Below are 25,413 nucleotides of genomic sequence, written 5' to 3'. Positions count from 1 at the left end.
TCAGATAGGAATCTTAAGGTGGTTACCGTGGTTCCCCTAAGAAGATTGCGAAGCGCTTCGCAGCCTTTTATCACCGGTGTCGTCCGGTTTTTACGGGCGTGACATGATGCCGTCGAGCGGTATAGGGAGAAGGTGATGGGCTGGGAAAAGGGATTGGCACCGCGTGAAAAACTGGTGCGTTTAGGGGCGGAATCACTAACGGATGTCGAATTGCTGGCGATTTTTTTGCGCACGGGGTTGCCGGGCGTGCATGTGATGCAGTTGGCAGAGGATTTACTGGCGCAGTTTGGCTCGCTCTATCAACTGATGGCGGCCGACCAGTCAGCGTTTCATCGTGCCAGAGGCGTGGGGATATCAAAATATACGCAGCTCAAGGCGATCGCAGAGCTGTCGCGGCGACTATTTTTCTCTCGCCTGGCGAAAGAGGACGCCATGCTGAACCCGGAAGCGACCGGTCAATATTTGCAGTTGCTGTTGTCCCGGCGTGAGCGTGAAGTTTTTTTAGTTCTATTTTTGGACAATCAGCACCACGTTATTCGCCATCAGGAGATGTTTGTTGGTACGATTAACAGCGTGGAAGTCCACCCGCGTGAAATTGTGCGTGAAGCGCTAAAAGCAAATGCTGCCGCGCTAATACTGGCGCATAATCATCCGTCGGGAAAAGCGGAGCCGAGTCAGGCTGACCGTGCGATAACCGAACAGATTGTTAAAGCCTGTCTGTTAATGGAGATCCGCGTGCTCGATCATTTGGTTATTGGGCACGGCGAATACGTTTCTTTTGCCGAGCGCGGCTGGATTTAACAGATATTTCCGCGATCCAATGGGATCTTTAGCTGTTCGGGACTTGAGCACTTACGCTTCAGAGCGTATACTACGCCACCTTTGAGAATCTTGGGTGTGGCGTTAAGAGCCTATCTCAGCAGGTTTATCCTGATGACAGAGTCTTTTCAGTGAAGTTGCTGAGATGGGCTCTAAAGCCTGACGAGGCGGCCAAACCCTATACGAAGCTCGAGCTGATTTGATTTTTGGAGAATAGACATGTCCCGAGTCTGCCAAGTTACTGGCAAGCGTCCGGTGGCCGGGAACAACCGTTCCCACGCACTGAATGCGACCAAACGCCGTTTTCTGCCGAACCTGCATTCACACCGTTTTTGGGTTGAAGGCGAGAAGCGCTTTGTAACACTGCGTGTATCTGCTAAAGGTATGCGTGTTATTGATAAGAAGGGTATTGAGACGGTTCTGGCCGATCTGCGTGCCCGTGGTGAAAAGTATTAAGGAACTGAATCATGGCTAAGGGTGTTCGCGAGAAGATCAAGCTGGTTTCTTCTGCTGGTACTGGTCACTTCTATACCACTACGAAGAACAAACGTACTAAGCCGGAAAAATTGGAACTGAAGAAATTCGATCCAGTTGTCCGTCAGCACGTTCTCTACAAAGAAGCTAAAATTAAGTAATTTTTGCTTCTTGATGAAAACCCGGCCTTGGTCGGGTTTTTTTTCGCCACATGCCAGCCAGCATGTCGATTTGATTTAACGGTTTTGTGTTAAATACTGTGGATAAAATACGCCAGCAGTGACTCCGTATCCCCTGTCTTGCGTGCTGTCACAGAGGGTATCCTGCTGTTTATGCTAACGTAGCCACCTTTATCGGGAGACGCACATGCCTGAATTACCTGAGGTTGAAACCAGTCGTCGGGGAATTTCACCGTATCTTGTCGATCACACCATCCTTTATGCTGAAGTGAGGAACTCGCGCCTGCGCTGGCCGGTATCGGCTGAGATTCTCTCTCTGAGCGATGAACCGGTGCTCAGTGTGCGTCGGCGGGCAAAATATCTGCTGATTGAGCTCACTCGCGGCTGGATTATTGTGCATCTCGGCATGTCTGGCAGCCTGCGGGTGTTGCCGGAATATAGCGAGCCGGAGAAACACGATCATGTTGATTTGGTGATGGACAGCGGTAAGGTGCTGCGTTACACCGATCCACGACGTTTTGGTGCCTGGCTGTGGACGGATAATCCTGAAACTTGTTCTGTATTGGCGCACTTGGGCCCTGAGCCCTTAGAGGCGGAATTCTCTGCGGATTATCTCTATCAGGCCTCACGCGGTAAAAGGACGGCAATCAAACAATGGATTATGGATAACAAAGTCGTCGTTGGCGTAGGCAATATTTACGCGAGCGAATCGCTGTTTGCTGCGGGTATCCATCCTGACAGAGCCGCTGGATCGCTAAATGAAAATGACGCAACCGTATTGGTGGACGTGATTAAACAGGTGCTACAGCTTTCGATTGAGCAGGGGGGCACAACACTGCGTGACTTTTTGCAATCAGACGGTAAACCCGGGTATTTCGCGCAGGAGCTGCGAGTCTATGGCCGCAACGGTGAACCTTGTCGGACATGCGGAACATTGATCGAAACCGCGAAGCATGGGCAGCGCAGCACGTTTTTCTGTCGTCGCTGCCAGAAGTAATCCTATTTTTCTTTTTCAGTGTTATAGCCTAAATATAAAAATTTTCAGAGGGCATTATGAGTCGTGTGGATATCAGCGTCATTGTTCCGATATATAACTGCGAAGAGTTTATCGAGCCTCTTTTTTCATCGTTGCTTGCTCAGGATAATGTCTCTTTTGAAATTATTGCAGTCAATGATGGTTCCACCGATGGCAGCCTTGTGAAATTAAATGAGATAAGCAAATCGGCTACGAATTTGATTGTTGTAAGCCAGGAAAATAAAGGATTGTCGGAAGCGAGAAATACAGGGATTCGGCACGCGAATGGAGAGTGGATTGCATTTGTTGATGGCGATGACTGGTTGGAAAAAGATACGCTATCAACATGGCTCGAAAAAGCTAAGGAACAACGTCTCGATCTCTTGATAGGTAATGGCTTCAAGTTTAATGAAAATCCGGAACAAGAAGTAAAAGAACCAATTCAGACGAAGCAGCCATGGGGTGAGGTAATCAGCGGCGATGAATGGATTATTCGGGGTGTAAAACATAATGAATGGTGCCACTTTGCCTGGTTGCAGCTCATACGTCGCAATATTATCTCATTGAACAATTTAAGCTTTATTCCAGATATGATGCATGAAGACATTCTATGGACGGCGAATTTAGCGCTGGTAACTAAGCGAGTCGGTTTCTGTGAAAAGATGAGTTATGGTTATCGCGTTGGTAATACGCATTCGATAACAAAGTCATCATCAATTGAGAAAATAACCCGCAGAGCAAACAGCTATATTGATATCATGCAGGGGCTGATTTCTCTCGCGACTCAGAAAAAAGATAACGTTACTTTAAATAAAGCGTTAACTCGTCATGCCAATCGAGAGAGTCGTCATTTCTTTGGGCTTCTGCGTAAAAAAATATCATCGCCTGCTATCCGGCAACAGCTAGCTGAAAAATTTATCTCTACGGGTATTGGTGGGAATTTATTTAAAGGAATGACGTCATTTAATGATTTTTGGTATGCCTTGCGTTTTTATTTTACGGTTTACCAATATTCAAAGAAAAAATAATGCCTCTACATCTTCTTTGATAGTTTGTCCAGTAAGGCACTAACGATGGCATCGGGTAAGAAGTGCGAGACGTCACCGCCGTGGCGAGCCACTTCTTTGACCAGAGAAGATGAAATAAACGACCACTCTTCTGATGGCATCAGGAACACGCTTTCGAGAGTAGGCATCAGGTGGTGATTCATTTTTGCGAGCTGGAGTTCATATTCGAAATCGGCAACGGCTCGCAAACCCCGCACAAGAATATTGGCTTTTTGCTGTTGTGCGAAGTGCACCATAAGATCGCTGAAACCGACGACTTCGACGTTCGATAAATGCTGTGTCGCACCCTTTGCCAGCGCTACGCGTTCATCCAGAGTGAAAAGCGTATGCTTGCTCGGGCTGGCAGCGATGGCCAGCACCACATGGTCGAACAGTCGTGATGCACGCGTCAGCAGATCCAAATGACCATTGGTTAGCGGATCGAACGTTCCAGGATAAATCGCTTTGGTTGTCATCACGTCAGCCCTTCATTCGCTGTCTTGGTAGCGCTGTTTTACTGTGTCCGCTGGGGTAAATAAGGTTCCAGTAGCGTAAGCAGCATCTGTAGTGCACCCTGGTTTTGGTGTAACACTTCCACGGCATGTCGACCATAGTAAAGACGATAGTCTTCGTCAGCGAGCAGTTTCCCGACTTCTTTTCCAAGTGAGTCTGCATCGGTCACGGTGATCAGTCCGTCGGCCTGATCGAGTTTGTTGCAGATGTCTTTAAAATTGAACGTGTGTGGCCCCATCAATACCGGGATAGCATGCGCTGCCGCTTCTAGCGGATTATGCCCGCCTCGTTCAACCAAGCTTCCACCGACAAAAGCCAGATCGGCGATGCCGTATAACAGCATCAGCTCGCCCATTGTGTCCCCAATGACGACCTGCGTGTTTGCAGGAGGCTGTTCACCACTGCTGCGCAGTGTGTAGGTGAACCCCAGATTCTCTGTCAGCGCCTGCGTGGTGGAGAAACGTTCTGGGTGGCGAGGCACAAGAATGAGGAGTAAGTCAGGGTAGGTGGCAAGCAGCTGTCGGTGAGCGGCCAGAACGATCGCTTCTTCACCTTCGTGCGTACTGGTGGCTATCCATACCGGACGGTGTGGTGCCCATTGTCGACGTAATGTAATAGCTCGTGCCGCCAGCTCTGGCGTCACGGAAATATCAAACTTGAGGCTGCCGGTCACTTTCAGGCTGGAGCGCTTCAGACCAAGATCGATAAATCGATTCCCGTCCTCCTGATTCTGCGCAGCGACGAGGGTAATGCGCCGCAAGATATGGCGCATGAGCTTTCCGATTTTTTTATAACCCGCAGCAGAGCGTTCTGACAGTCGAGCATTCGCAATAACCAACGGAATGTCGCGTTTATGCAGTTCCGCGATCAGATTTGGCCACAGCTCGGTTTCCATAATAATGACGATTTTCGGACGAACCTGGTCAAAAAAGCGCTTCAGGGCACAGGGTAAATCATAAGGCAGGTAAACGTGATAGACCGTGTCGCCAAACGCTGAACGCACGCGTTCGGAACCGGTTGGCGTCATGGTTGTCACCGTGATCGGCAGATTGGGATAACGATGGCGCAGCGCTCTCACTAAGGGAATGGCGGCCAGCGTTTCACCCACCGACACCGAATGCAGCATGATACCGTCTGGTTTAACCTTCTCTGCACAAAAGCCGTAACGTTCACCCCAGCGCCGACGATAGGCAGGAGCCTTGCGGCCACGAAGCCACAGGCGAAGCCAAATCAACGGTTGGATGAGGTACAGGATAATGGTGTAGAGAGTTTGTAGCATAAGGTTTACTGTTATCGGTTATCGCTGGGATGATTTTATCGGGTTCGTGAGGATAAGGCTACGTTTGGTGGTATCACCCATTCCTCACAACTTTATATTATTACGGGACCATAACCCAGCGTATTTATTGAATGTGTACTGCGCATTAATAATTGCGAGTAGAAAACCGTATTTCCCATCCAAAAACCCCGCACGTAATACCCAGGTTTTTAAGAATGCCGAAGCAGTATGCGTAAGGATACTCAGGTAGCGACATTTTTTTCCCTGGCGGTGCCGTTCTTCCGCCCATGCTGAAGCATAGCGCAGCTGTTTCTGTTGAAAAACGGCGAAGTCTCGGCAGGTTAAATGTAATAAATCGCCTGATAGATGGCTCAATGTGGCTGAACCATAGTCAAGAGACTCGTGCACGCTGTTGTCATTATAATGGTAGTGCTGGTTTGCATAGAGGCGGATAACCTTGTCGGGATACCATCCGCTATGTTTCATAAAACGACCAAGGAAAAAATTGCGTCGTGAGCAGCAGTAAACCGTATTAGCGCCAGTGTCCGAGGCAGTAAGCACGGATTCGATTGATTGCCGTAGCTCAGGTGTCACTCGTTCGTCAGCGTCAATCATGAAAATATAATCACCGCTGGCATAGTTCTGCGCGCGTTGCCGCTGTTTGCCATACCCTGGCCAATCGTCGTGCTGATGGACTTTTGCACCATATTGATGCGCGATCTCTACCGTGTTATCTGTGCTGCCAGAATCAACGACAATAATTTCATCTGCCCACGAGACAGACTTTAGGCAATCGGCGATCAGTTCCGTTTCATTTTTGGTAATCATGACGACGGATAAACGTTTATGCGCGTTCACTATATGCCCTATGGTGTTGAAAATGATGATACAGACGAGAGAGGTGTTCTCTTGCCGTCTAAGCGTTGAACCCAATGGCACCGAGATTTTTAAGTGCCATTGGGTGAGCAGCATGATTCTAGCGTAACGCTATTCTGACGTAACTATGATGGCCTGCTGGGCTGTGGTGATTCATTTTTCTTACGTTGCACAAGCGGAATATGCTTCGCCAGAAGGAGCGCAGTCAGAATTACAAACAGGTGCCCTTCCGTTGAGTCCAAAAGGAATGAGTTAAAGAGATTACCACTTAAATAAATGACCAGAAGAGTAATAAAAATGCTTTTCTCTCGAGAAGGTTGTTTCCAGGCGGCGAGAGCAAAATTGGCCATCCAGAGTAAGAAGATGATAAGGCCTACGGCACCATTCTGTATCGTTTCCAGTAAATACTGGTTGTGTGGGTTATTTACGCTGTAACCTGTTTCTGGGTTGTGATACCAGAAGCTTCCTGCGCCATTGCCCAGCAGCGGAGCCTGCTCAATTAATTGCGTCGCCTGTAAAATAAACGCGGTCCGTTGCCCCATTGAACTGTCACAAGCAGAATACGCATCGCCCGTTTTTTGCTGTAGACAGTTTTGTATTTCGTGGACGCCAAGCGTAATTCGTTCGGCTGCACGGTTAGGAATCGTAAATAACAGGCAAATGACGACAACGCCAGAGCCTATTGCGAGCAGTGCCTGACGCGGTTTCAGAGAGAGCAATGCCCAAGCGCCAATACCTGCAATAAGGGCGATGTATCCGATTCTACCTTGCACCATAAACAGTATGTTGCAGCAAGCGACTAGTGCTAATAGTAGGTAACCGATCCGTCCAGATCCCTGGCTGATTCTGGCTCGCTCAAGCCAGAGAAATACGGCCATGGCCATAAAAAAGTTTTGAGTAATCTGTAGCTTAAAAACGGTCGGGTTCGCAGGGTCGATATGCCCAGGAAATAGATGAAACAAACCACCCGCTAGACTCAGTGCAAGGACAATACCATTTCCCAATAGAAAGCCGCTGAATAACGCCTTGCTCTGTGCTGATTGGAGCACAAAGAATAAAGCAAGAGGCAGGACGTACAGCAGCTTCTTATATTTTTCGACCATCTCAGGCCCTGCCTCATGGTGATGAGTGAGCAGGGATAGCGCTAATAAGCCGATCATCAATGCGGGGAGAATCACCATCGGATGAATAATCATCTGGCGCCAATACTTCATATCCCGGTATTTCAAGACGCAGAGGAGCGCCAGGACCAACGCGACTTTCAACAGTTGATTCGAAAGCGGCAGAGAAAGCCCAAGTAAGAAGGCGGTAATGGTAGGGAAATTTCTCTGATCGGCGTCCGTAAGGATCGCGGGAAAAAAATTAAGTTTCATACAATCTCACAGGTGTAAAAAGCGACTTTTTGGCGTCTTCTTAATTTACATATGAATAGGTTTAGGAAAGCCATTTGCGGGTTGCAGCAATCACGTCAGAGACCGGAATGGCATCAAGGTAACGCTCCTGTGTATTAGTATCAATTTCCTCAGGCTTGGGGAGTGGGCGATAGTCGCCAGCCCATAATAATGTGTGTGGTGCCTGCCATGGATGCCACTGTTTCAGGTTACTCGGGCCAAATAGCGCAACAGAAGGTGTTTGTCGTGCAGCGGCCATGTGCATAGGTGCAGAATCAACACCAATAAATAACGTTGCTTTATCAATCAGTACCGCGAGCTGAGGTAATGCCAACTGTCCGGTCAGATTTACGACCTGCGCTGGGTTTGCCACGTGATTAAGAATGGTTGTGGCTATCTGTAATTCTTCAACTGATGGCCCGCCAGCAAGCACGATGCGTCGTCCCTGATTTGCCAGATGATCAATCAAGGCAGCGAAGGAGAGTGCAGACCAGGTTTTGAACGCCCAGCGAGCGCCTGGGTGGATCAATATATAGTCAGGTAAGCTGTGCTGTTCGAGTAATTGGTTAACATACTTTTCATCTTCTGGTAGCCAGCACATATTCACTGAGGTATCCGTGTCAGGAAGGCTCAGAGGCGATAGGATGGAAAGGTTATTTAAAACAGTATGTTGATCATTATGCTGCGTAGTTTCAACCAACATATCATGGCAAGATTTCCATAAGATGTTGTCTCTTTTTGGCCAATTGAAGCCAATGCTGACACCAGAAGTGAGAAACTTACAGTAAAGCGCAGCACGCCATTGATCGGAAAGGTTGATGATCAGGTCGTATTGTTGCGCCTTCAGCGCTTTCCAAAGCGTACTTTCGCCATGCAATTGTGCACGGATGCCTTCATGTTTGAGATTCCTGTCAACCGTAAAACAGGTGTTAACCGCCGGGTTACCGGAGAGCATGACCTCTGTACCGCGATAAACCAGTACATCAATCTGGGCACTCTCGTAATGCTGTTTCAGCGTCCCCAGGAGCGGGGTGGTCAACAAAACGTCACCGAAATGTCGTAGTTTGATTACCAGAATTCGCTTCACGCGTTCTCTGGAGAGCCGTTTTTCTTTCGAATGCATCTGCATTGCCAAAAACTCGTCGGTTATATAAAAGATTGTAATTGTTGAAAGATTGTTTGGGATGAAATGGTATCCATGGAATTGTCACCAGACATTTCCACCACCTGATTCATCCCGTAGCCGCCAATCAGCCCCGGGTCGGTTGGCCCATATAAGGTGATATTTGGACGATCCAGCGCTGCCGTCAGGTGGCTAAGACCGGTATCGACGGAAACGACGACTTTGGCGCCAGCTAATACCTCGGCGACCTGTTGCAGCGTGAAGCGTGGTAAGACGTCAACATGCGGAAAGCCTTCCGCCAGCCGTAAGGCGCGCTGGTGCTCATGCTCCGCTCCCCAGGGGAGTTTGATGCGTAATCCACTCGGTGCTAATAGAGCAATCAGTTCACGCCAGTGCGCTTCCGGCCAGTGTTTTTCATCACGCGTTGTGGCGTGGAGAAACACCAGATAGCGATTGGCGTCTGCGGGTGATTGGGAGAGAAAACGCGAGGCAATCGCATAGTCGCCGCGCTCGGTGGGTTTCCGATAGTTCAGGCTGGCGGCAAACAGCTCCCGTACGCGCTCGACGGCATGTTGCCGACGGCTTATTGGGTGGCGGTAGTTATAAAACCAGCTTGCGAGTGGTTCACGCGCACTTTTGCAATCCAATCCGTGCTTCTTTCCGTTGGCGAGTCGCGTAACCAGCAGCGCGCTTTTAATCAGCCCTTGCGCATCAATAACCGCATCGTAGCGATACTGGCGTAGCTGGCGTGTGAACTCTGCACGCTCCTGACGTATCGGAGCGCTGAACCAGCTTTTGCGCCAGCGGCGTATTGCGACGGGAATTACGCGAGAAACCGCCGGGTGCCAACTGGGAACTTGCGCGAAACCTTCTTCAACCACCCAGTCGAACTGGATACCGGGAATAGCCTGCATTGCATCGGTTAAGGCGGGCAGCGTATGCAGCACATCGCCCATCGACGATGTCTTCACAATCAGCACTCTCATGCGTCCGCTCCCGGAATGAGACTTTTTCTTGGAACGATATACTTATCCAGTGCGCTGAGTACGCGTTCGGGCTGAATGTCGATCAAACTCTGGTGGTAACCCTGTTCGGCATCGCCTTTGCGCACCCGGTGATAGCCGGTAATCAGGCGAATCACCTCGGCCTGATGGGACAGCGGCGGGGTAAAATCGGGGCTGCTTGGGCCATAAAGCGCGACAAGCGGACGATGAAGTGCCGCCGCAACGTGCATGAGCCCAGAATCGTTGCTGACGACGGCGTGGCAGGCGGCAATGAGCACTACCGCCTGTTCCAGCGAGGTTTTCCCCGCCAGATTAGCGCAATGCTGTCGTGCCTCTTCCGTTAATCCTTGAAGGATATCGTCACAGGCCGAACGGTCATTGGCCGAACCGAACAGCGCTATCTGGTAGCCGCGCTCGATCAGTGATTGTGCCAACGCTGCATAGTGATAATGCGGCCAGCGTTTGGCGGGGCCGAACTCGGCACCGGGGCAAAAGCCGATGATGGGGCGCGCATCGCTGAGATCGAAGGCCTGCATCATGTCCGCAATTTCGGCCTGATTGACCTGTAACTGTGGCCACAGTAACGGCTGCGGTAAGTCTTCGGCCCGACGAATACGGCTACGATCATAGGCTAACGCAGCATAGCGCTGAACCATCAGCGGAAATGCGGCTTTATCCAGCACGCGTACGTCGTTCAGCAGCCCGTAACGCATTTCGCCACGCCAGCCTGTACGCTGCGGAATGTTGGCAAAGAAGGGGACCAGCGCGGATTTAAAGGAGTTAGGCAGCACGTAAGCGCGGTCATAGCCCGCGTCGCGCAGCGATACGCCAAGACGGCGACGTTCGCCCAGCTCCAGTGCGCCGTGACCTAGCGGCATGGCTAACGCCTGATTGACTTCCGGCATCCGTGCCAGCAGCGGACGGCACCAGGCTGGTGCCATCACGTCAATGACCGCTTCCGGGTGTTCAGCCTTCAACGTGCGATAAAGGCTGTGCGACATCATCATATCGCCGACCCAGGAAGGGCCGATGACCAAAATTTTCATACCGCTTATGAATCCTTATCCGATTAAACGGTACGGTTCAGCCAGGCCATATATTCCGCCACGCCTTCGGCGACGGTTTTGAACGGCTTGTCATAGCCTGCGGCACGCAAATTGGTGAGGTCGGCTTGTGTATAAGCTTGATAGCGGCCTTTCAGCTTCTCAGGGAACTCGATGTATTCCACGCTGCCTTTTTTATGGAAAGCGAGGGTGGCATCCGCGACAGCCTGGAAGGATTCGGCGCGACCAGTACCGCAGTTGAAGATGCCGGAAACACCGTTTTGCCAGAACCACAGATTGACGGCCGCGACATCACCGACGTAGATGAAGTCACGTTGGAAGTTCTCGCTACCGGAGAACAGCTTCGGATTCTCACCCTGATTAATCTGGTTATTCAGGTGGAATGCGACGCTCGCCATGCTGCCTTTATGGCTTTCGCGCGGTCCGTAGACGTTGAAATAGCGGAAACCGCAGATCTGCGATTCAGCTTCTGGAAGAATTTCACGCACGTACTGGTCGAACAGGAATTTGGAGTAGCCATAGACGTTCAGCGGCTGCTCGTATTGACGCTCTTCGATAAAGTTATCGTTGCGACCGCCGTAGGTTGCGGCAGAAGAGGCATACAGGAACGGAATGTTGCGATCGAGGCAGTAGTGCAGCACGTCTTTAGAATACTGATAGTTGTTATCCATCATGTATTTGCCATCCCACTCGGTGGTGGAAGAGCAAGCGCCTTCATGGAATACGGCATCGATATCGCCCAGATCGTCACCTGCAACGATGCTGGCGATGAAATCTTCTTTATCCACGTAATCTGCGATGTCCAGATCGACCAGATTGGCGAACTTGGTGCCGTCTTTCAGGTTATCGACAACCAGAATGTCCCGATAGCCGATGTCATTCAGAGATTTTACGATATTGCTGCCGATAAAACCGGCACCGCCAGTAACGATAATCATGGGCGCGACCTTTATTAATCTTGCCGGTGAGGCACCGCGCCCCACACTGTTTATGACCGCTATAATAGCATTTCATTTTACCGCAAGCAGCCAGAGCTTAATTTATCCCGTGTTGCTCCCACGTTTTTAAGATGATTCAGGCCGTGACGAAGCCAGCATTTTCAGACTGTTTACCCCGCATTTCTGCCCACATCCGCTAGCTTAAAAACCATAACGCAATCTTTTTATGGGAGAGTGACGCTATGCCTGCCGCGTTTTATCAACAACTTACTGCACAAATTATGGCTGCACGCACCGAAGGCGTGTTCAAGGAGGAGCGCATTATTACCTCTGCGCAGCAGGCTGAAATCGAGGTGATGGACAGCAACCGCCTGCTCAACTTCTGTGCCAATAATTATCTTGGTCTGGCGGACAGCCCTGAGCTGATTGCCGCTGCAAAAGCCGGATTGGACAGCCACGGTTTTGGTATGGCTTCGGTGCGCTTCATCTGTGGAACGCAGGATATCCATAAAGCGCTGGAGCGTAAGCTGGCGGAGTTTCTGGGAATGGACGATGCGATTCTCTATTCCTCTTGTTTTGATGCTAACGGTGGGCTGTTTGAAACGCTGATGGGGCCGGAGGATGCGATTATTTCCGATGCGCTCAATCATGCCTCAATCATCGACGGTATTCGGCTATCGAAGGCGCGGCGCTACCGCTATGCCAATAACGATATGAGCCAGCTGGAAGCACAGCTGCAACTGGCCAGAGCGGAAGGGGCGAGACACGTCATGATCGCCACCGACGGCGTTTTTTCGATGGATGGCGTCATTGCAGATTTGCAGGGGATTTGCGATCTGGCGGATCGCTATGATGCGTTAGTGATGGTGGATGATTCGCATGCGGTGGGATTTGTGGGCGAACAAGGGCGCGGAACGCATGAACGCTGCGGAGTGATGGATCGCGTTGACATCATCACCGGGACGCTAGGCAAAGCGCTGGGTGGTGCATCGGGCGGTTATACGGCGGGCAAACATGAGGTGATCGACTGGCTGCGCCAGCGTTCTCGACCCTATCTTTTTTCCAACTCGCTCGCCCCTGCCATTGTCACCGCGTCGCTCAGGGTATTGGATTTGCTGGAACAGGGCGGAGAACGGCGTGAGCGTCTCTGGGCAAATGCCCGTCTGTTCCGTGAAAAGATGACGGCCGCAGGGTTCACGCTAGCGGGAGCCGATCACGCCATTATTCCCGTCATGTTGGGTGAGGCGCAGCTGGCACAGGATTTTGCGCAGGCGCTACAGCGGGAAGGTGTTTATGTCACCGGCTTTTTCTATCCCGTAGTCCCCCTCGGTCAGGCGCGTATTCGCACCCAAATGTCGGCCGCCCATACGCCGCAGCAAATCGAATTCGCCGTCGAGGCTTTTACCCGCGTGGGCAAACGTCTGGGTGTGATCATCTGAGGAAACCATCATGAAAGCATTGGCAAAATTGCGGCCGGAAGAAGGCATCTGGATGGTGGACTCGCCCACGCCGGAGCTCGGGCATAACGACATCATGATTAAAATCCGCAAAAGCGCGATCTGCGGAACAGATGTGCATATCTATAACTGGGACGAATGGTCGCAGAAGACGATTCCCGTTCCGATGGTCGTCGGGCATGAGTACGTTGGCGAAATTGTCGCTATCGGTCAGGAAGTTAACGGTTTTCATATTGGCGATCGGGTCTCTGGCGAAGGGCACATTACCTGCGGCTACTGCCGCAACTGTCGTGCCGGGCGGCGTCATTTATGCCGCAATGCTATCGGCGTCGGGGTAAACCGTCCCGGTTCATTCGCGGAGTATCTGGTGATTCCTGCCTACAACGCGTTTCGCATTCCCGACAATATTTCTGATGAGCTGGCCGCCATTTTCGATCCCTTTGGCAACGCGGTGCATACCGCACTGTCCTTCGATTTAGTGGGGGAAGATGTGTTGATTGCCGGCGCAGGGCCGATAGGCATGATGGCGGCGGCGGTATGCCGCCACGTTGGTGCAAGGAATGTCGTGATTACCGATGTGAATGCGTACCGTCTGGATCTCGCTAGTAAAATGGGGGCCACGCGCGCCGTCAATGTGGCGCAGGAAAATCTGGCGGACGTGATGATCGAACTGGGTATGACCGAGGGGTTTGATATCGGTCTGGAGATGTCGGGTGCGCCATCGGCCTTTCGCGCCATGCTGAAAGCGATGAATCACGGTGGGCGCATCGCTATGCTGGGTATTCCGCATGAACCTATGTCGATTGACTGGGGAGAGGTGATTTTTAAAGGGCTGTTTATCAAAGGTATCTACGGACGGGAAATGTTCGAAACCTGGTACAAGATGTCGGCGCTGATTCAGTCTGGACTGGATTTGTCACCGATTATCACCCACCGCTTTCACATTGATGAATTTCAGAAAGGGTTCGATGCCATGCGCTCGGGTCAGTCGGGCAAGGTGATTCTCAATTGGGATGAGGCATAACCCTGCCGAAGCGAACCCGCGCGATGGCAAAAGAGAAACGCGCGCCTGACATTACGGCTGTTTGGGTGCTTCGGTCGCTGCTGAAGCAATCCAGGTCTGCCAGCGGTGCTTGATAAATAGTACGGGGGCGCTTTCCCGAATGCTGCTGCTCACCAGCTTGAAGAACACATCGTTCTTCACCGGTTCCGGCGGCTGTTTGACTTGGCACTGCTGTATACCGCGGAACGGATTACGCGGTTTGACTGGTTGCTGCGGCTGAGGCTCATACTGCCGCGTCGGCTCATTCAGCAACTGGCTGGGGCGGACTAAGACAATATCGGTATCCAGCGTGGGCAACATCTGCTGCAAAACGCGGATGGTTGAAGGGTGTGGATGCCCGATAGCGATAGCGGAACCGCTGCGGCGGGCGATTTGCACCGCACGGGTAAACTGTTTGCGAATCTCGGCTTCGTTTTGCGAGTCATCCAAAAAGACTTTGCGTTTGATGACCTTGACGTTCGTCCCTGCCGCGGCCTGACTTGATTGGCTGCTGCCAATGGTCATGCTATCGAGGAAATAGAGCTGGTAGGCGCTCAGCGCCTGCATGACTTTTTGCATACCCGGCAGGCTGGCGGTCATCGCGCTGCCCATATGGTTATTCAACCCCACAGCGTAAGGCACGTTATTAACCGATTGGCGGATAATGCGCTGAATTTCTTCGCTGCTCATGTCCGGGCGTAACGTATCGCGCTCCAGCGGCTGCTTGCTCATCGGTGCCATCGGCAGATGGATCAGCACTTCTCGCCCTTGCTGGTGAGCTTTGGTCGCCATTTCACGGGCGTACGGCGCGTTGGGTAATACCGCGATGGAGATCGCCGTCGGCATTGCCAGAATCTGGTTCTCATTATGCGGGCGATAGCCGAAATCATCGATAACGATGGAAAGTTTTCCGGCCAGTGCCAAAGGAGACAGGGCGAGCAGACTCAACGCCAATAGTGGTGTTTTGGTTAAATAAGACAAGACTATCTTCCCAGCCAAGGTTGTGGATTGACCGCCTGACCCTGGCGACGGATTTCAAAATACAGTCCAGGCTGACTCTGCCCGCCGCTGGTGCCGACCAGCGCAATGGGTTGGCCTGCCTTGACCTGAGCGCCAACGGAAACCAATGCGCTCTGGTTATAACCGTACAGGCTCATATCGCCTTTACCATGCTGCACAACAACGACCAGCCCGTAGCCCTGTAGCCAGTCGGCCATCAGTACGGTTCCGTCGGCGATCGCCTTCACTTCCGTTCCTTCCGGTGCGGTAATCACCATACCTTTCCAGCGCAGCTCGCCCTGCAACGGTTCACCGAAACGATGCTCAATACGTCCATTAACTGGCCAGATGGCTTGACCTGAAGGTCGCCCTAAACCGCCGGTTCGGGCCATGAGTGAGCGTTCACCTTCAGTCGGTTTGTAACTGCTGCCGCTGCGTTTGGCCTGCTCTTCTTTAGCGCGAACTTTGGCGGCCTCGCGTGCTTCCCGTTCGGCACGGGCTTTCGCTTCTCGCTCAGCGCGGGCGATCTGATCGCGCAACCGCGTTTCATTCTGGCGCAGTTCCGTCAACTGCTGCTGATCTTTTTCCAGCGAACTTTCCAGCGTCGACAGCGTTTTCTTCCGATCGGACTGTGCCTGCTCCAGCGTCTGCTGTTGTTGCTGTTGATCGCCCAGCAGCGTTTTTTGCTGTGCCTGTTTTTGTTCCAGCTGGCGCTTTTGGTCAGCTAGCTCTACGCGCGTTTGCTGCAATTCGTGGATAGATTTCTGCCGTGCTTCATTCAGGTAGCCGAAGTAGGCGAGGATGCGCTCGTTACGCTGGCTTTCTTCTCCGCTCAACATTAATTGCAGTGCGCTGTGCTGACCTTGCCGGAAGGCGGCGTCAAGCTGACGGGAAAGTAGCGTTTGTTGCTTATCCTGCTGAGATTGCAGTTTTGCGATAGAGGCGCTGAGGCTGGTTAATTCTTTATTGAGCGTGGACAGCGTATTGCGCGTTTCATGCAGTTGACGACTGGCCTGAGAGATGGACTGCTCCTGCTTTTTCAACTGCTGGACTAAGGCACTGCGCTGCTTTTGTTGTTCCTGAACGCTTTTTTCTTTCGCGGCGATATCTTGTTGCAGGGTCTTAAGCTGTGCCTGATTATCTTCAGCCTGGCTGAGCGCGGGCAACAGCAAAACGCCAACGCAGAGTGCGCTGACGCAGCGGGTGAGTAGCCTTTGTAATGCAGATAAATGGCGATCGGCGCTACATGCTACTCGACTCTGTACAAATAACGCGTTTTTACTCATAGCGGTGAATTATTCCACGATGAACAGCAGCTTACCAGTTGTCTCTTGTCTGATTTCTATTTCCAGACGTGACAAGCATGGCACAAAGGTGGGCGTCTGGGCGCATCAATATAGAGATAAATGGAAAGCTCGCCGCAGATTCGATACGCTATATTGGCTTACTGGCTGTAATTGCCGTATCGCGCAGGTATACTCAGGAACCTTATATTTTTGTTGCTTAACTGATCCGGGAGTCGTTACACCCCATGCAAGAGATTATGCCATTCATTAGCAAGCACCCTATTTTGAGCATTTCCTGGGTTGCCCTGTTGGTTGCGGTCATTGTGCTTACTGTGAAGAGTAAACTGTCGAACGTGAAAGAAGTGGTTCGCGGTGAAGCGATCCGACTGATTAATAAAGAAGAGGCTGTCGTCGTTGATATCCGTAACCGTGACGACTATCGCCGTGGCCATATTGCCAGCGCATTTAACCTGTTGCCGAACGACATCAAGAACGGCAGCGTAGGTGAACTTGAAAAACATAAGTCGCAGCCGATTATCGTGGTATGCGCCAACGGCCTCTCTTCACGCGAAGCAGCCGAGAATTTGCACAAAGCCGGTTTTGAGCGTGTGCAGGTACTGAAAGACGGCCTGGCTGGCTGGAGCGGTGAGAATCTGCCTTTAGTCCGCGGCAAATAAAACGGTTTGTGGTAAAACTATCCGCATCGTGCCAGGTGTATCAATCATACACCGTGAAAATGGTGGCGATTTTGCAGGATAACCGACAGGCTGATTGCAGTACTACCGTTATTGCAACTACAGTGATTGCAGTATGACAATGACAGAAATGTGCTGACGTCCGCTCACTTATGACGACGGAAGACGTCAAGAGAATCTAACAAAAGGGTATTACTTAACATGTCTGAACAAAACAACACAGAAATGGCTTTCCAAATCCAGCGTATCTACACCAAAGATATCTCTTTTGAAGCGCCGAATGCGCCTCAGGTGTTCCAGCAGGAATGGCAGCCGGAAGTAAAACTGGATCTGGATACGGCCTCTAGCCAGCTGGCTGATGACATCTATGAAGTCGTACTGCGTGTGACCGTAACGGCTTCTCTGGGTGAAGAAACTGCATTTCTGTGTGAAGTTCAGCAAGGTGGTATCTTTACCGTTGGCGGTATCGAAGGAACTCAACTGGCGCACTGCCTGGGCGCATACTGCCCGAACATTCTGTTCCCTTACGCGCGTGAGTGCATCACCAGCCTGGTTTCTCGCGGTACCTTCCCGCAACTGAACCTGGCACCGGTTAACTTTGATGCGCTGTTCATGAATTACCTGCAGCAGCAGACCGAAGGTGAAGGCGCTGCGCAGCATCAGGATGCCTGATGAACGCGTCTGACGCTTCAATGACCGTCATCGGTGCCGGTTCGTACGGCACCGCGTTGGCCATTACGCTGGCGCGTAATGGCCATCGAGTCGTGCTGTGGGGTCACAACCCTGTGCACATTCAGGCGTTACAGGCCGCTCGCTGTAATCAGGCATTCCTGCCGGATGTGCCTTTCCCCGATTCGCTACAGCTGGAAACCAACCTCGCGCAGGCGCTTGCTGCCAGCAGAAACGTGCTGGTCGTTGTGCCGAGCCATGTGTTCGGTGATGTCTTGCGTCAATTGAAACCCCATTTGCGTGCCGATGCGCGTATCGTGTGGGCGACCAAAGGGCTGGAAGCGGAAACGGGGCGCTTGTTGCAAGATGTCGCACGCGAAGCGTTGGGCGAAACCATCCCGCTTGCGGTGGTATCCGGCCCGACATTTGCCAAAGAATTAGCGGCGGGTATGCCGACGGCGATTGCTCTGGCATCAACGGACAGTGAATTTGCTGACGATCTGCAACGGCTGCTGCACTGTGGGAAGAGCTTCCGCGTTTACAGCAACCCCGATTTTATCGGCGTGCAGCTGGGCGGTGCGGTGAAAAATGTCATAGCGATCGGTGCCGGGATGTCTGACGGCATTGGGTTTGGCGCGAATGCGCGTACCGCGTTGATCACCCGCGGGCTGGCAGAAATGACCCGGCTTGGCGCGGCGCTGGGTGCGGATCCTACCACCTTCATGGGGATGGCGGGGCTTGGCGATCTGGTTTTGACCTGTACTGATAATCAGTCCCGTAACCGGCGCTTCGGCATGATGCTGGGGCAGGGAATGGATGTACAGAGCGCGCAGGATAGCATTGGTCAGGTTGTTGAAGGGTATCGCAATACGAAAGAGGTGCTGGCATTAGCACAGCGCTACGGCGTTGAGATGCCGATTACTGAGCAACTCTGGCAGGTGCTGTATTGTGGGAAAGACGCCCGAGAGGCGGCGCTGAGCCTATTGGGGCGCACGCGTAAAGACGAAACCGCCAGGTTATAAAACACGTCGTTCTATGCTGGGCTTCCTAATCCTGGAGGCTCATAGTATCTTCATTTTCTTGTATACGAGCGGTGGTGCTAATAAGCCCGCTGTTTGAGAACAGATATACGTTGTGGTGTGTGGTATCTCGGAGAGTAAGGCAATGTCGACAGAAGAACTGGAACTGGTCTGGACCAATATCAAGGCAGAAGCGCGCAGTCTCGCGGACTGTGAACCGATGCTGGCCAGCTTTTTTCATGCCACATTGCTGAAGCACGAGAATCTGGGTAGCGCATTGAGCTACATGCTAGCGAACAAACTGGCAAATGCGATCATGCCCGCGATTGCTATTCGTGAAGTCGTGGAAGAAGCCTACCGCGCCGATCCACAGATGATCGTTTCTGCTGCGCGCGATATTCAGGCTGTTTGCCTGCGCGACCCAGCGGTGGATAAATATTCGACGCCGCTGCTCTACCTGAAAGGGTTTCATGCATTACAAGCTTACCGCATTGGCCACTGGCTTTGGTCGCAGGATCGTAAAGCGCTGGCGGTCTATTTCCAGAATCAGATCTCGGTTTCTTTCGGTGTCGATATTCACCCGGCGGCGAGAATCGGCTGCGGGATCATGCTCGATCACGCAACGGGCATTGTGATCGGCGAAACGGCTGTCGTTGAAAACGATGTTTCCATTCTGCAATCCGTGACGCTGGGCGGGACGGGTAAAACGAGCGGCGATCGTCACCCTAAAATTCGCGAAGGCGTAATGATTGGTGCAGGCGCGAAAATTCTGGGGAACATTGAGGTTGGCTGTGGCGCGAAAATTGGCGCTGGTTCTGTCGTGTTGCAATCGGTGCCTCCACATACGACGGCAGCAGGTGTTCCGGCTCGTATCGTTGGCCGCCCGGAAAGCGATAAACCTGCTATGGATATGGACCAGTATTTCAACGGGGTCAATCGCGGCTTCGAATATGGCGATGGTATCTAGCCCCACTGCGTAGGCGATTCACCGTTCTGTCTATCTATCTCGAACGTGTCTCAACCAGAATATAAGCCACCGATAAATAAGGTGGTTTTTTGTTATTTCGGCTAAGAAACGTCTGAAAGCACCTCTGAACTCACTATCTATTTAAGTACAGTTACTGTTTATCCCTTCATAATAGGCTGCCTTAGTTTCCCGTCTATATAGGCAGATGACGTAAACTGAACTATATATTCTGGTAAGAACCAAAAATAGCTTTGTCTGGATCACCTTTGTTTGAATGGAATCGTGACGCTGTTACAGAGAACCTTATATGTATTTGAAGCGAATTTTAATCACGTTGAGTTTGATTACACTACCCGTTGTCCCTTTTTTGAGTTACGCAGCAGAAAGCATAAATAATGTAGGGATAAATAATACAAGTAGCACGGCAAATCTCGCACCTGTCGCGGTTGATTCCAGTGAGTCGGCGTCGGATAAGCAGGATGAAAGCTGGTGGCAGAGAAGTAAAAATAATCTGTCTACAACCTGGAATTCGCCGCAGAGCCACGATATTTATATCCCGACGATCACCTGGCATAACCGCTGGACGTACGATAAAGAAAAGACGGATAGGTACAATGAAAGACCGTGGGGCGCGGGCTACGGTGTTTCCCGTCTGGATAAGGATGGGGACTGGCACGGGCTTTATCTCATGGCATTCAAAGACTCCTACAATAAATGGGAGCCTATCGGTGGCTATGGTTATGAAAAGCGCTGGCGACCAACCAGCGATCAGGATTTTCAACTGGGTCTGGGCTTTACGGCGGGTTTCACGATGCGTGATAACTGGAACTATATTCCAATTCCCGTCTTATTACCTTTGGCATCAATAAGCTACAGCAAGCTCTCTTTCCAGGCGACTTACATTCCCGGAACATACAATAACGGTAATGTTTTCTTTGCCTGGTTCAGATGGCAGATTTAATTCCTCAGTCACAGCGCCTCTTTATTTTATAAAAAGAGGCCCTATTTTTTGCTAAAAGAGCAGCACTGACATCATATATTTAATGACGTGGATGCTCCCTGCTAAAGGTTATTTCACGTCACCTCTCTCCGTTGTGAAACTTATTTTTTCGTTTGTTTTCTATTTAATCAAATGTAAACCATATTGACTGAAATTCATTCAGTCATCTCCGTTACAATGGCGATACTTTTTCCTAAGCGGATGTTGTTGTGCCATTACTTACTATCACCACTATTTTGTGGGCATTTTCATTCAGCCTGATTGGCGAATATCTGGCGGGTCAGGTTGATAGCTGGTTTTCTGCGATGTTCCGTCTGACGGCCGCAGCCGTAGTGTTTTTGCCGTTCTTACGCCTGCGGGGTTACACGCCGCGCGTCATTTTCTTGTATATGTTAGTGGGTGCTTGCCAACTGGGTATCATGTACCTGTTCGTATTCCAGGCTTACCTGTACCTGACCGTACCTGAGTTTTTACTTTTTACGGTGATGACGCCGCTGTACGTCACGCTGATTTACGATTTGCTTGCCCGACAGCGCCTGCGCTGGGGCTACGCCATGAGTGCTTTGCTGGCGGTATTCGGGGCGGCGGTGATTCATTACCACGGCGTGAGTGAGCATTTCTGGTGGGGATTCCTGCTGGTTCAGGCGGCGAACGTATGTTTTGCTGCGGGTCAGGTGGGTTATAAACGCCTGATGGAGCTCTATCCGGTGCCGCAACACTGCGCGTTTTCCTGGTTTTATCTGGGGGCGGCAATCGTGACGATAGTCGCGTGGCTGCTCTTCGGTAATCTGGATAAATTACCCACCACAACCTTGCAGTGGGGTGTTCTGCTCTGGCTTGGGATTGGCGCTTCTGGCCTGGGTTATTTTATGTGGAACTACGGCGCAACTCAGGTCGATGCCGGAACGCTTAGCATAATGAACAACTTTCACGTGCCGGCTGGGCTCTTGGTCAACTTCGCTATCTGGCATAAAACGCCAGACTGGCTGAGCTTTATCGTAGGGACGATAATTATTACGTCCTCACTGTGGGTACACCAGCGTTGGGTCGTGAAGCGTCCTTTACAAACGGTAAGTGCTCACAAGCGTGCTGACGCGCCGAACGAATAAACGCATCAATCACCGGTTGGCGCTGCTCTCCGTCGCGGACGGCAGCGTACAACCGGCTCCACAGCCCGTCACCCAGCGATTTAGTCACAATCAGGCCCTGACGCTCGAAGCTTTCCACCACCCAGTGCGGTAGCGCGGCGATGCCCATGCGGGCGGCGACCATCTGAATCAGCAGCAGCGTATTGTCCACGCTTTTCAGCGTCGGACTGATGCCTGCCGGTTGCAAAAAGTGACGCCAGACGTCCAGTCGTTGCCGCTGTACCGGATAGATCATCAGAGTCTCGGCGGTGAAATCCTCCGGTTCAATTTTCTCTTTTCCTGCCAGCGGATGGTCGGGAGCCAGTACCAGCCTGACTTCAAAATCAAACAGAGGTGAATAGTGCAGACCGCTGCGCGGCATGATGTCGGAGGTCATAACCAGATCCAGCTCGCCTTGTTGAAGTGCTGGCTGAGGATCGAACGTCACGCCTGATTTAAAGTCCATCGCCACCTGCGGCCAGTGCTGGTGGAACTCGTCTAGCGCTGGCGTCAGCCACTGAATACAGCTATGGCACTCAATAGCCAGACGCAGCGTGGTTTGGTGCGGCTCATGGCACGACTGCAACGCCTGCTGGATTTGCGGCAACACCTGCTCTGCCAGCTGTAACAGAATTTCTCCCTGAGGCGTAAAGCGCAGCGGCTGGCTTTTACGCACGAATAGCCTGAACCCAAGGCGCTGCTCCAGATCGCTGAACTGGTGAGATAACGCCGATTGAGTTTGGTGAAGTGCAGAGGCAGCGGCGGCTAACGATCCGGTATTGCGCAGTGCTTGCAGCGTTCGCAGGTGTTTGAATTCGATCATGAGAGTCCTTCACGTGACAGTGAATAAATTGCGCTTGTGCTTACTACACTACCTGCGGATTATGGATGTGTAAACATCTGGACGGCTAAATGAGGAATTAACGATGGCGATTGTGAATCACACACTGGGTTTTCCGCGCGTTGGATTACGCCGTGAACTGAAAAAAGCGCAGGAAAGCTACTGGGCAGGTAACGCGACACAGGAGGAGTTGCTGACCGTTGGCCGCGAGCTACGTGCGCGCCATTGGCAACAACAGAAGGATGCTGGCGTTGATCTGCTGCCAGTGGGTGATTTCGCCTGGTACGACCATGTGCTGACCACGAGTCTGCTGCTGGGTAACGTACCTGCACGCCATCAGAATAAAGACGGCTCGGTCGATCTGGATACGCTGTTCCGTATTGGCCGCGGACGTGCGGCAACCGGTCAACCTGCTGCTGCGGCAGAAATGACCAAGTGGTTTAACACTAACTATCACTACATGGTGCCGGAATTCACCAAAGGGCAGCAGTTCAAGCTGACCTGGACACAACTGCTGGATGAAGTTGATGAAGCTCTGGCGCTGGGCCATAACGTGAAGCCTGTTCTGCTAGGCCCGGTTACCTACCTATGGCTGGGCAAAGTGAAAGGCGAGCAGTTTGATCGTCTGTCGCTGCTGCAGGACATTCTGCCCGTTTACCAGCAGGTGCTGGCTGAGCTGGCGAAGCGCGGCATTGAGTGGGTGCAGATCGATGAACCTGCGCTGGTGCTGGAACTGCCGCAAGCGTGGCTGGCCGCGTTTAAACCGGCTTACGATGCCCTGCAGGGTCAGGTGAAACTGCTGCTGACGACCTATTTCGATAGCGTTAGTCAGAATCTGGAAACGATCAAAACGCTGCCGGTTCAGGGGCTGCATGTCGATCTGGTTCACGGTAAGGATGATGCCGCTACGCTGAGCGCCCAACTGCCTGCTAACTGGGTACTGTCTCTGGGGGTGATTAACGGCCGTAACGTATGGCGGGCTGACCTGAGCAACTGGTTCGAGCGTCTGCAACCGCTGGTGGGGACGCGCGATCTGTGGTTGGGCAGCTCATGTTCACTGCTGCATAGCCCTATCGATCTGAGTGTGGAAGTGCGCCTGGATGATGAAGTGAAGAGCTGGTTTGCCTTTGCCATCCAGAAATGTGCGGAGCTGTCACTGCTGTCTCAGGCATTGAACAGCGGCAACGGGCAGGCACTGGACGCCTACAGCGCGCCGATTCGCGCTCGCCGTACCTCCACGCGTGTGAATAACGCCGCTGTTGCCCAGCGTCTGGCGGCCATTACTGCACAGGACAGCCAGCGTAATAACGTGTATTCGGTTCGTGCGGATGCCCAGCGTGAGCGCTTTAATCTGCCAGCATGGCCGACGACGACGATTGGTTCTTTCCCGCAAACCACCGAAATTCGTGGCCTGCGTCTGGATTTCAAACAGGGTCGTCTGGATGGCAATAACTACCGCACCGGCATTTCCGAGCACATCAAGCAGGCTGTGGCTGAACAAGAGCGTCTGGGGCTGGATGTACTGGTGCACGGTGAAGCTGAGCGTAACGACATGGTGGAGTACTTCGGCGAGCATCTGGATGGGTTCGTCTTTACTCAGAACGGCTGGGTGCAGAGCTACGGTTCTCGCTGCGTGAAACCGCCAGTCATCATTGGCGATGTGAGTCGTCCAGAAGCGATCACCGTTGAGTGGGCGAAATACGCACAGTCTCTGACCGACAAGCCGATGAAAGGCATGCTGACAGGTCCGGTGACGATCCTGTGCTGGTCTTTCCCACGTGAAGACGTCACGCGTGAAACCATCGCTAAGCAGATTGCACTGGCGCTGCGTGATGAAGTGGCCGATTTGGAAGCTGCAGGCATTGGTATCATCCAGATTGACGAACCGGCGCTGCGTGAAGGTCTGCCGCTGCACCGCTCTGACTGGGATGCTTATCTGGCCTGGGCAGTGGATGCCTTCCGTCTGAACGCCGCGGTGGCGAAAGATGATACGCAAATCCATACCCATATGTGTTATTGCGAGTTCAATGACATCATGGATTCTATCGCCGCACTGGATGCCGATGTGATTACGATTGAAACCTCGCGTTCCGATATGGAACTGCTGGAGTCGTTTGAAGAGTTTGAATACCCGAATGAAATCGGCCCGGGCGTTTATGATATCCACTCCCCGAACGTCCCGAGCGTGGAATGGATGGAAGCCCTGCTGAAGAAAGCGGCGCAGCGTATCCCCGCTGAACGTCTATGGGTGAACCCAGACTGCGGTCTGAAAACCCGTGGCTGGCCGGAAACGCGTCAGGCTCTGGCGAATATGGTTCAGGCAGCACAGCGTCTGCGTGAAACCCAGTAATAGTTAATGGCTGATGCAATCAGGGAGGTGGTGACCTCCCTGATTTTTTATAGCTAACGAGTAGATAAAAATACGCACTATTTTTCGTCGTATCTCGATTGTTTATTATTTCTCCCCTGCAAATTTTCTTCCTTCCCGAAAATTAACTATATTGTCTTTCCTTTAATAAAATCGCCGCGCTATCCCCCTTGTTTTTCTGCATCGACTGGTAGGTTATTTCTCGAAAAGGATTATTTATCC

25 protein-coding genes are annotated in these 25,413 nt (G+C 51.8%); 14 read left to right on the top strand and 11 right to left on the bottom strand.

What is annotated here, in order from left to right:
• Positions 1-135 precede the first annotated feature (135 nt).
• From radC to MYB54_RS20850, 5 genes are all read left to right on the top strand, one after another.
• The gene (radC, locus tag MYB54_RS20870) at positions 136-801 is read left to right on the top strand and encodes a RadC family protein (protein ID WP_014913746.1); all 666 of its coding nucleotides are present in this window, start codon (positions 136-138) and stop codon (positions 799-801) included.
• Between the two features lie 237 nt (positions 802-1,038).
• Complete coding sequence (gene rpmB, locus MYB54_RS20865; RefSeq protein WP_005967968.1) at positions 1,039-1,275, top strand: 50S ribosomal protein L28; 237 nt, start codon at positions 1,039-1,041, stop codon at positions 1,273-1,275.
• Positions 1,276-1,286: 11 nt separating this feature from the next.
• Positions 1,287-1,454: a 50S ribosomal protein L33 gene (gene rpmG / locus MYB54_RS20860; protein ID WP_002208990.1), complete on the top strand. Its 168-nt coding sequence runs from the start codon at positions 1,287-1,289 to the stop codon at positions 1,452-1,454.
• 205 nt (positions 1,455-1,659) lie between these two features.
• Positions 1,660-2,469 (top strand): bifunctional DNA-formamidopyrimidine glycosylase/DNA-(apurinic or apyrimidinic site) lyase, encoded by an 810-nt coding sequence (gene mutM, locus MYB54_RS20855; RefSeq protein WP_205564507.1) that lies wholly within the window; start codon positions 1,660-1,662, stop codon positions 2,467-2,469.
• A 56-nt stretch (positions 2,470-2,525) separates the two neighbouring features.
• Positions 2,526-3,515 (top strand): glycosyltransferase, encoded by a 990-nt coding sequence (locus MYB54_RS20850; RefSeq protein ID WP_205593257.1) that lies wholly within the window; start codon positions 2,526-2,528, stop codon positions 3,513-3,515.
• A 5-nt stretch (positions 3,516-3,520) separates the two neighbouring features.
• On the opposite strand, the gene coaD is transcribed toward MYB54_RS20850, so the two are convergent.
• From coaD to rfaD, 8 genes are all read right to left on the bottom strand, one after another.
• Positions 3,521-4,009, bottom strand: a complete 489-nt coding sequence (gene coaD, locus MYB54_RS20845) for a pantetheine-phosphate adenylyltransferase (protein WP_205569306.1) — start codon at positions 4,007-4,009, stop codon at positions 3,521-3,523.
• A 38-nt stretch (positions 4,010-4,047) separates the two neighbouring features.
• Positions 4,048-5,325: a lipid IV(A) 3-deoxy-D-manno-octulosonic acid transferase gene (waaA, locus tag MYB54_RS20840; protein ID WP_014913749.1), complete on the bottom strand. Its 1,278-nt coding sequence runs from the start codon at positions 5,323-5,325 to the stop codon at positions 4,048-4,050.
• Between the two features lie 84 nt (positions 5,326-5,409).
• On the bottom strand, positions 5,410-6,183 hold the full coding sequence (locus tag MYB54_RS20835; protein WP_248721991.1) for a glycosyltransferase family 2 protein: 774 nt from the start codon (positions 6,181-6,183) through the stop codon (positions 5,410-5,412).
• Positions 6,184-6,326: 143 nt separating this feature from the next.
• Positions 6,327-7,574, bottom strand: a complete 1,248-nt coding sequence (locus MYB54_RS20830) for an O-antigen ligase family protein (protein WP_205543666.1) — start codon at positions 7,572-7,574, stop codon at positions 6,327-6,329.
• A gap of 61 nt (positions 7,575-7,635) precedes the next feature.
• Positions 7,636-8,721: a putative lipopolysaccharide heptosyltransferase III gene (gene rfaQ / locus MYB54_RS20825; RefSeq protein ID WP_248721303.1), complete on the bottom strand. Its 1,086-nt coding sequence runs from the start codon at positions 8,719-8,721 to the stop codon at positions 7,636-7,638.
• A 17-nt stretch (positions 8,722-8,738) separates the two neighbouring features.
• Positions 8,739-9,701, bottom strand: coding sequence for a lipopolysaccharide heptosyltransferase RfaC (gene rfaC / locus MYB54_RS20820; RefSeq protein WP_248721302.1), 963 nt, complete (start codon positions 9,699-9,701; stop codon positions 8,739-8,741).
• Positions 9,698-10,765: an ADP-heptose--LPS heptosyltransferase RfaF gene (gene rfaF, locus MYB54_RS20815; RefSeq protein WP_248721301.1), complete on the bottom strand. Its 1,068-nt coding sequence runs from the start codon at positions 10,763-10,765 to the stop codon at positions 9,698-9,700. The genes rfaC and rfaF overlap by 4 nt, the downstream gene beginning before the upstream one ends.
• Before the next feature lie 23 nt (positions 10,766-10,788).
• On the bottom strand, positions 10,789-11,721 hold the full coding sequence (rfaD, locus tag MYB54_RS20810) for an ADP-glyceromanno-heptose 6-epimerase (RefSeq protein WP_205593253.1): 933 nt from the start codon (positions 11,719-11,721) through the stop codon (positions 10,789-10,791).
• Positions 11,722-11,963: 242 nt separating this feature from the next.
• On the opposite strand from rfaD, the gene MYB54_RS20805 reads away from it, so the two are divergent.
• Both MYB54_RS20805 and tdh read left to right on the top strand, forming a co-directional pair.
• Positions 11,964-13,160: a glycine C-acetyltransferase gene (locus tag MYB54_RS20805; protein ID WP_205595195.1), complete on the top strand. Its 1,197-nt coding sequence runs from the start codon at positions 11,964-11,966 to the stop codon at positions 13,158-13,160.
• 10 nt (positions 13,161-13,170) lie between these two features.
• On the top strand, positions 13,171-14,202 hold the full coding sequence (gene tdh, locus MYB54_RS20800; protein ID WP_039516275.1) for an L-threonine 3-dehydrogenase: 1,032 nt from the start codon (positions 13,171-13,173) through the stop codon (positions 14,200-14,202).
• 51 nt (positions 14,203-14,253) lie between these two features.
• Here the strand turns inward: tdh and MYB54_RS20795 are convergent, their stop codons facing one another.
• Complete coding sequence (locus tag MYB54_RS20795) at positions 14,254-15,201, bottom strand: divergent polysaccharide deacetylase family protein (RefSeq protein ID WP_248721300.1); 948 nt, start codon at positions 15,199-15,201, stop codon at positions 14,254-14,256.
• A 2-nt stretch (positions 15,202-15,203) separates the two neighbouring features.
• Positions 15,204-16,505 (bottom strand): murein hydrolase activator EnvC, encoded by a 1,302-nt coding sequence (envC, locus tag MYB54_RS20790; RefSeq protein WP_039285189.1) that lies wholly within the window; start codon positions 16,503-16,505, stop codon positions 15,204-15,206.
• 245 nt (positions 16,506-16,750) lie between these two features.
• Here envC and MYB54_RS20785 point away from each other — a divergent pair, with 245 nt between their 5' ends.
• From MYB54_RS20785 to MYB54_RS20760, 6 genes are all read left to right on the top strand, one after another.
• On the top strand, positions 16,751-17,182 hold the full coding sequence (locus MYB54_RS20785; protein WP_010283734.1) for a rhodanese-like domain-containing protein: 432 nt from the start codon (positions 16,751-16,753) through the stop codon (positions 17,180-17,182).
• Between the two features lie 219 nt (positions 17,183-17,401).
• Complete coding sequence (gene secB, locus MYB54_RS20780) at positions 17,402-17,872, top strand: protein-export chaperone SecB (RefSeq protein WP_014913761.1); 471 nt, start codon at positions 17,402-17,404, stop codon at positions 17,870-17,872.
• Entirely contained in the window at positions 17,872-18,891 is a 1,020-nt protein-coding gene (gpsA, locus tag MYB54_RS20775) for an NAD(P)H-dependent glycerol-3-phosphate dehydrogenase (protein ID WP_010283738.1), read from the top strand. The genes secB and gpsA overlap by 1 nt, the downstream gene beginning before the upstream one ends.
• 142 nt (positions 18,892-19,033) lie before the next feature.
• A complete protein-coding gene (gene cysE, locus MYB54_RS20770; RefSeq protein ID WP_039285192.1) occupies positions 19,034-19,855 on the top strand; it encodes a serine O-acetyltransferase in 822 nt (273 codons plus the stop codon).
• A gap of 307 nt (positions 19,856-20,162) precedes the next feature.
• Entirely contained in the window at positions 20,163-20,816 is a 654-nt protein-coding gene (gene pagP, locus MYB54_RS20765; protein ID WP_205593250.1) for a lipid IV(A) palmitoyltransferase PagP, read from the top strand.
• 248 nt (positions 20,817-21,064) lie between these two features.
• The gene (locus MYB54_RS20760) at positions 21,065-21,964 is read left to right on the top strand and encodes a carboxylate/amino acid/amine transporter (RefSeq protein ID WP_039285197.1); all 900 of its coding nucleotides are present in this window, start codon (positions 21,065-21,067) and stop codon (positions 21,962-21,964) included.
• Here the strand turns inward: MYB54_RS20760 and metR are convergent.
• Positions 21,870-22,805 carry an HTH-type transcriptional regulator MetR gene (gene metR, locus MYB54_RS20755; protein ID WP_014913764.1) on the bottom strand — a complete coding sequence of 312 codons (936 nt, stop codon included), beginning with the start codon at positions 22,803-22,805 and terminating at the stop codon, positions 21,870-21,872. The two genes, MYB54_RS20760 and metR, sit on opposite strands and share 95 nt — an antisense overlap.
• 103 nt (positions 22,806-22,908) lie before the next feature.
• On the opposite strand from metR, the gene metE reads away from it, so the two are divergent.
• Positions 22,909-25,173, top strand: coding sequence for a 5-methyltetrahydropteroyltriglutamate--homocysteine S-methyltransferase (metE, locus tag MYB54_RS20750; protein ID WP_248721299.1), 2,265 nt, complete (start codon positions 22,909-22,911; stop codon positions 25,171-25,173).
• The last annotated feature ends 240 nt before the right edge of the window (positions 25,174-25,413 follow it).

This window comes from Pectobacterium nicotianae, from assembly GCF_023272715.1.
Classification (GTDB): Bacteria; Pseudomonadota; Gammaproteobacteria; order Enterobacterales; family Enterobacteriaceae; genus Pectobacterium; species Pectobacterium brasiliense.
This window is presented reverse-complemented; position numbering and strand designations above follow the sequence as displayed.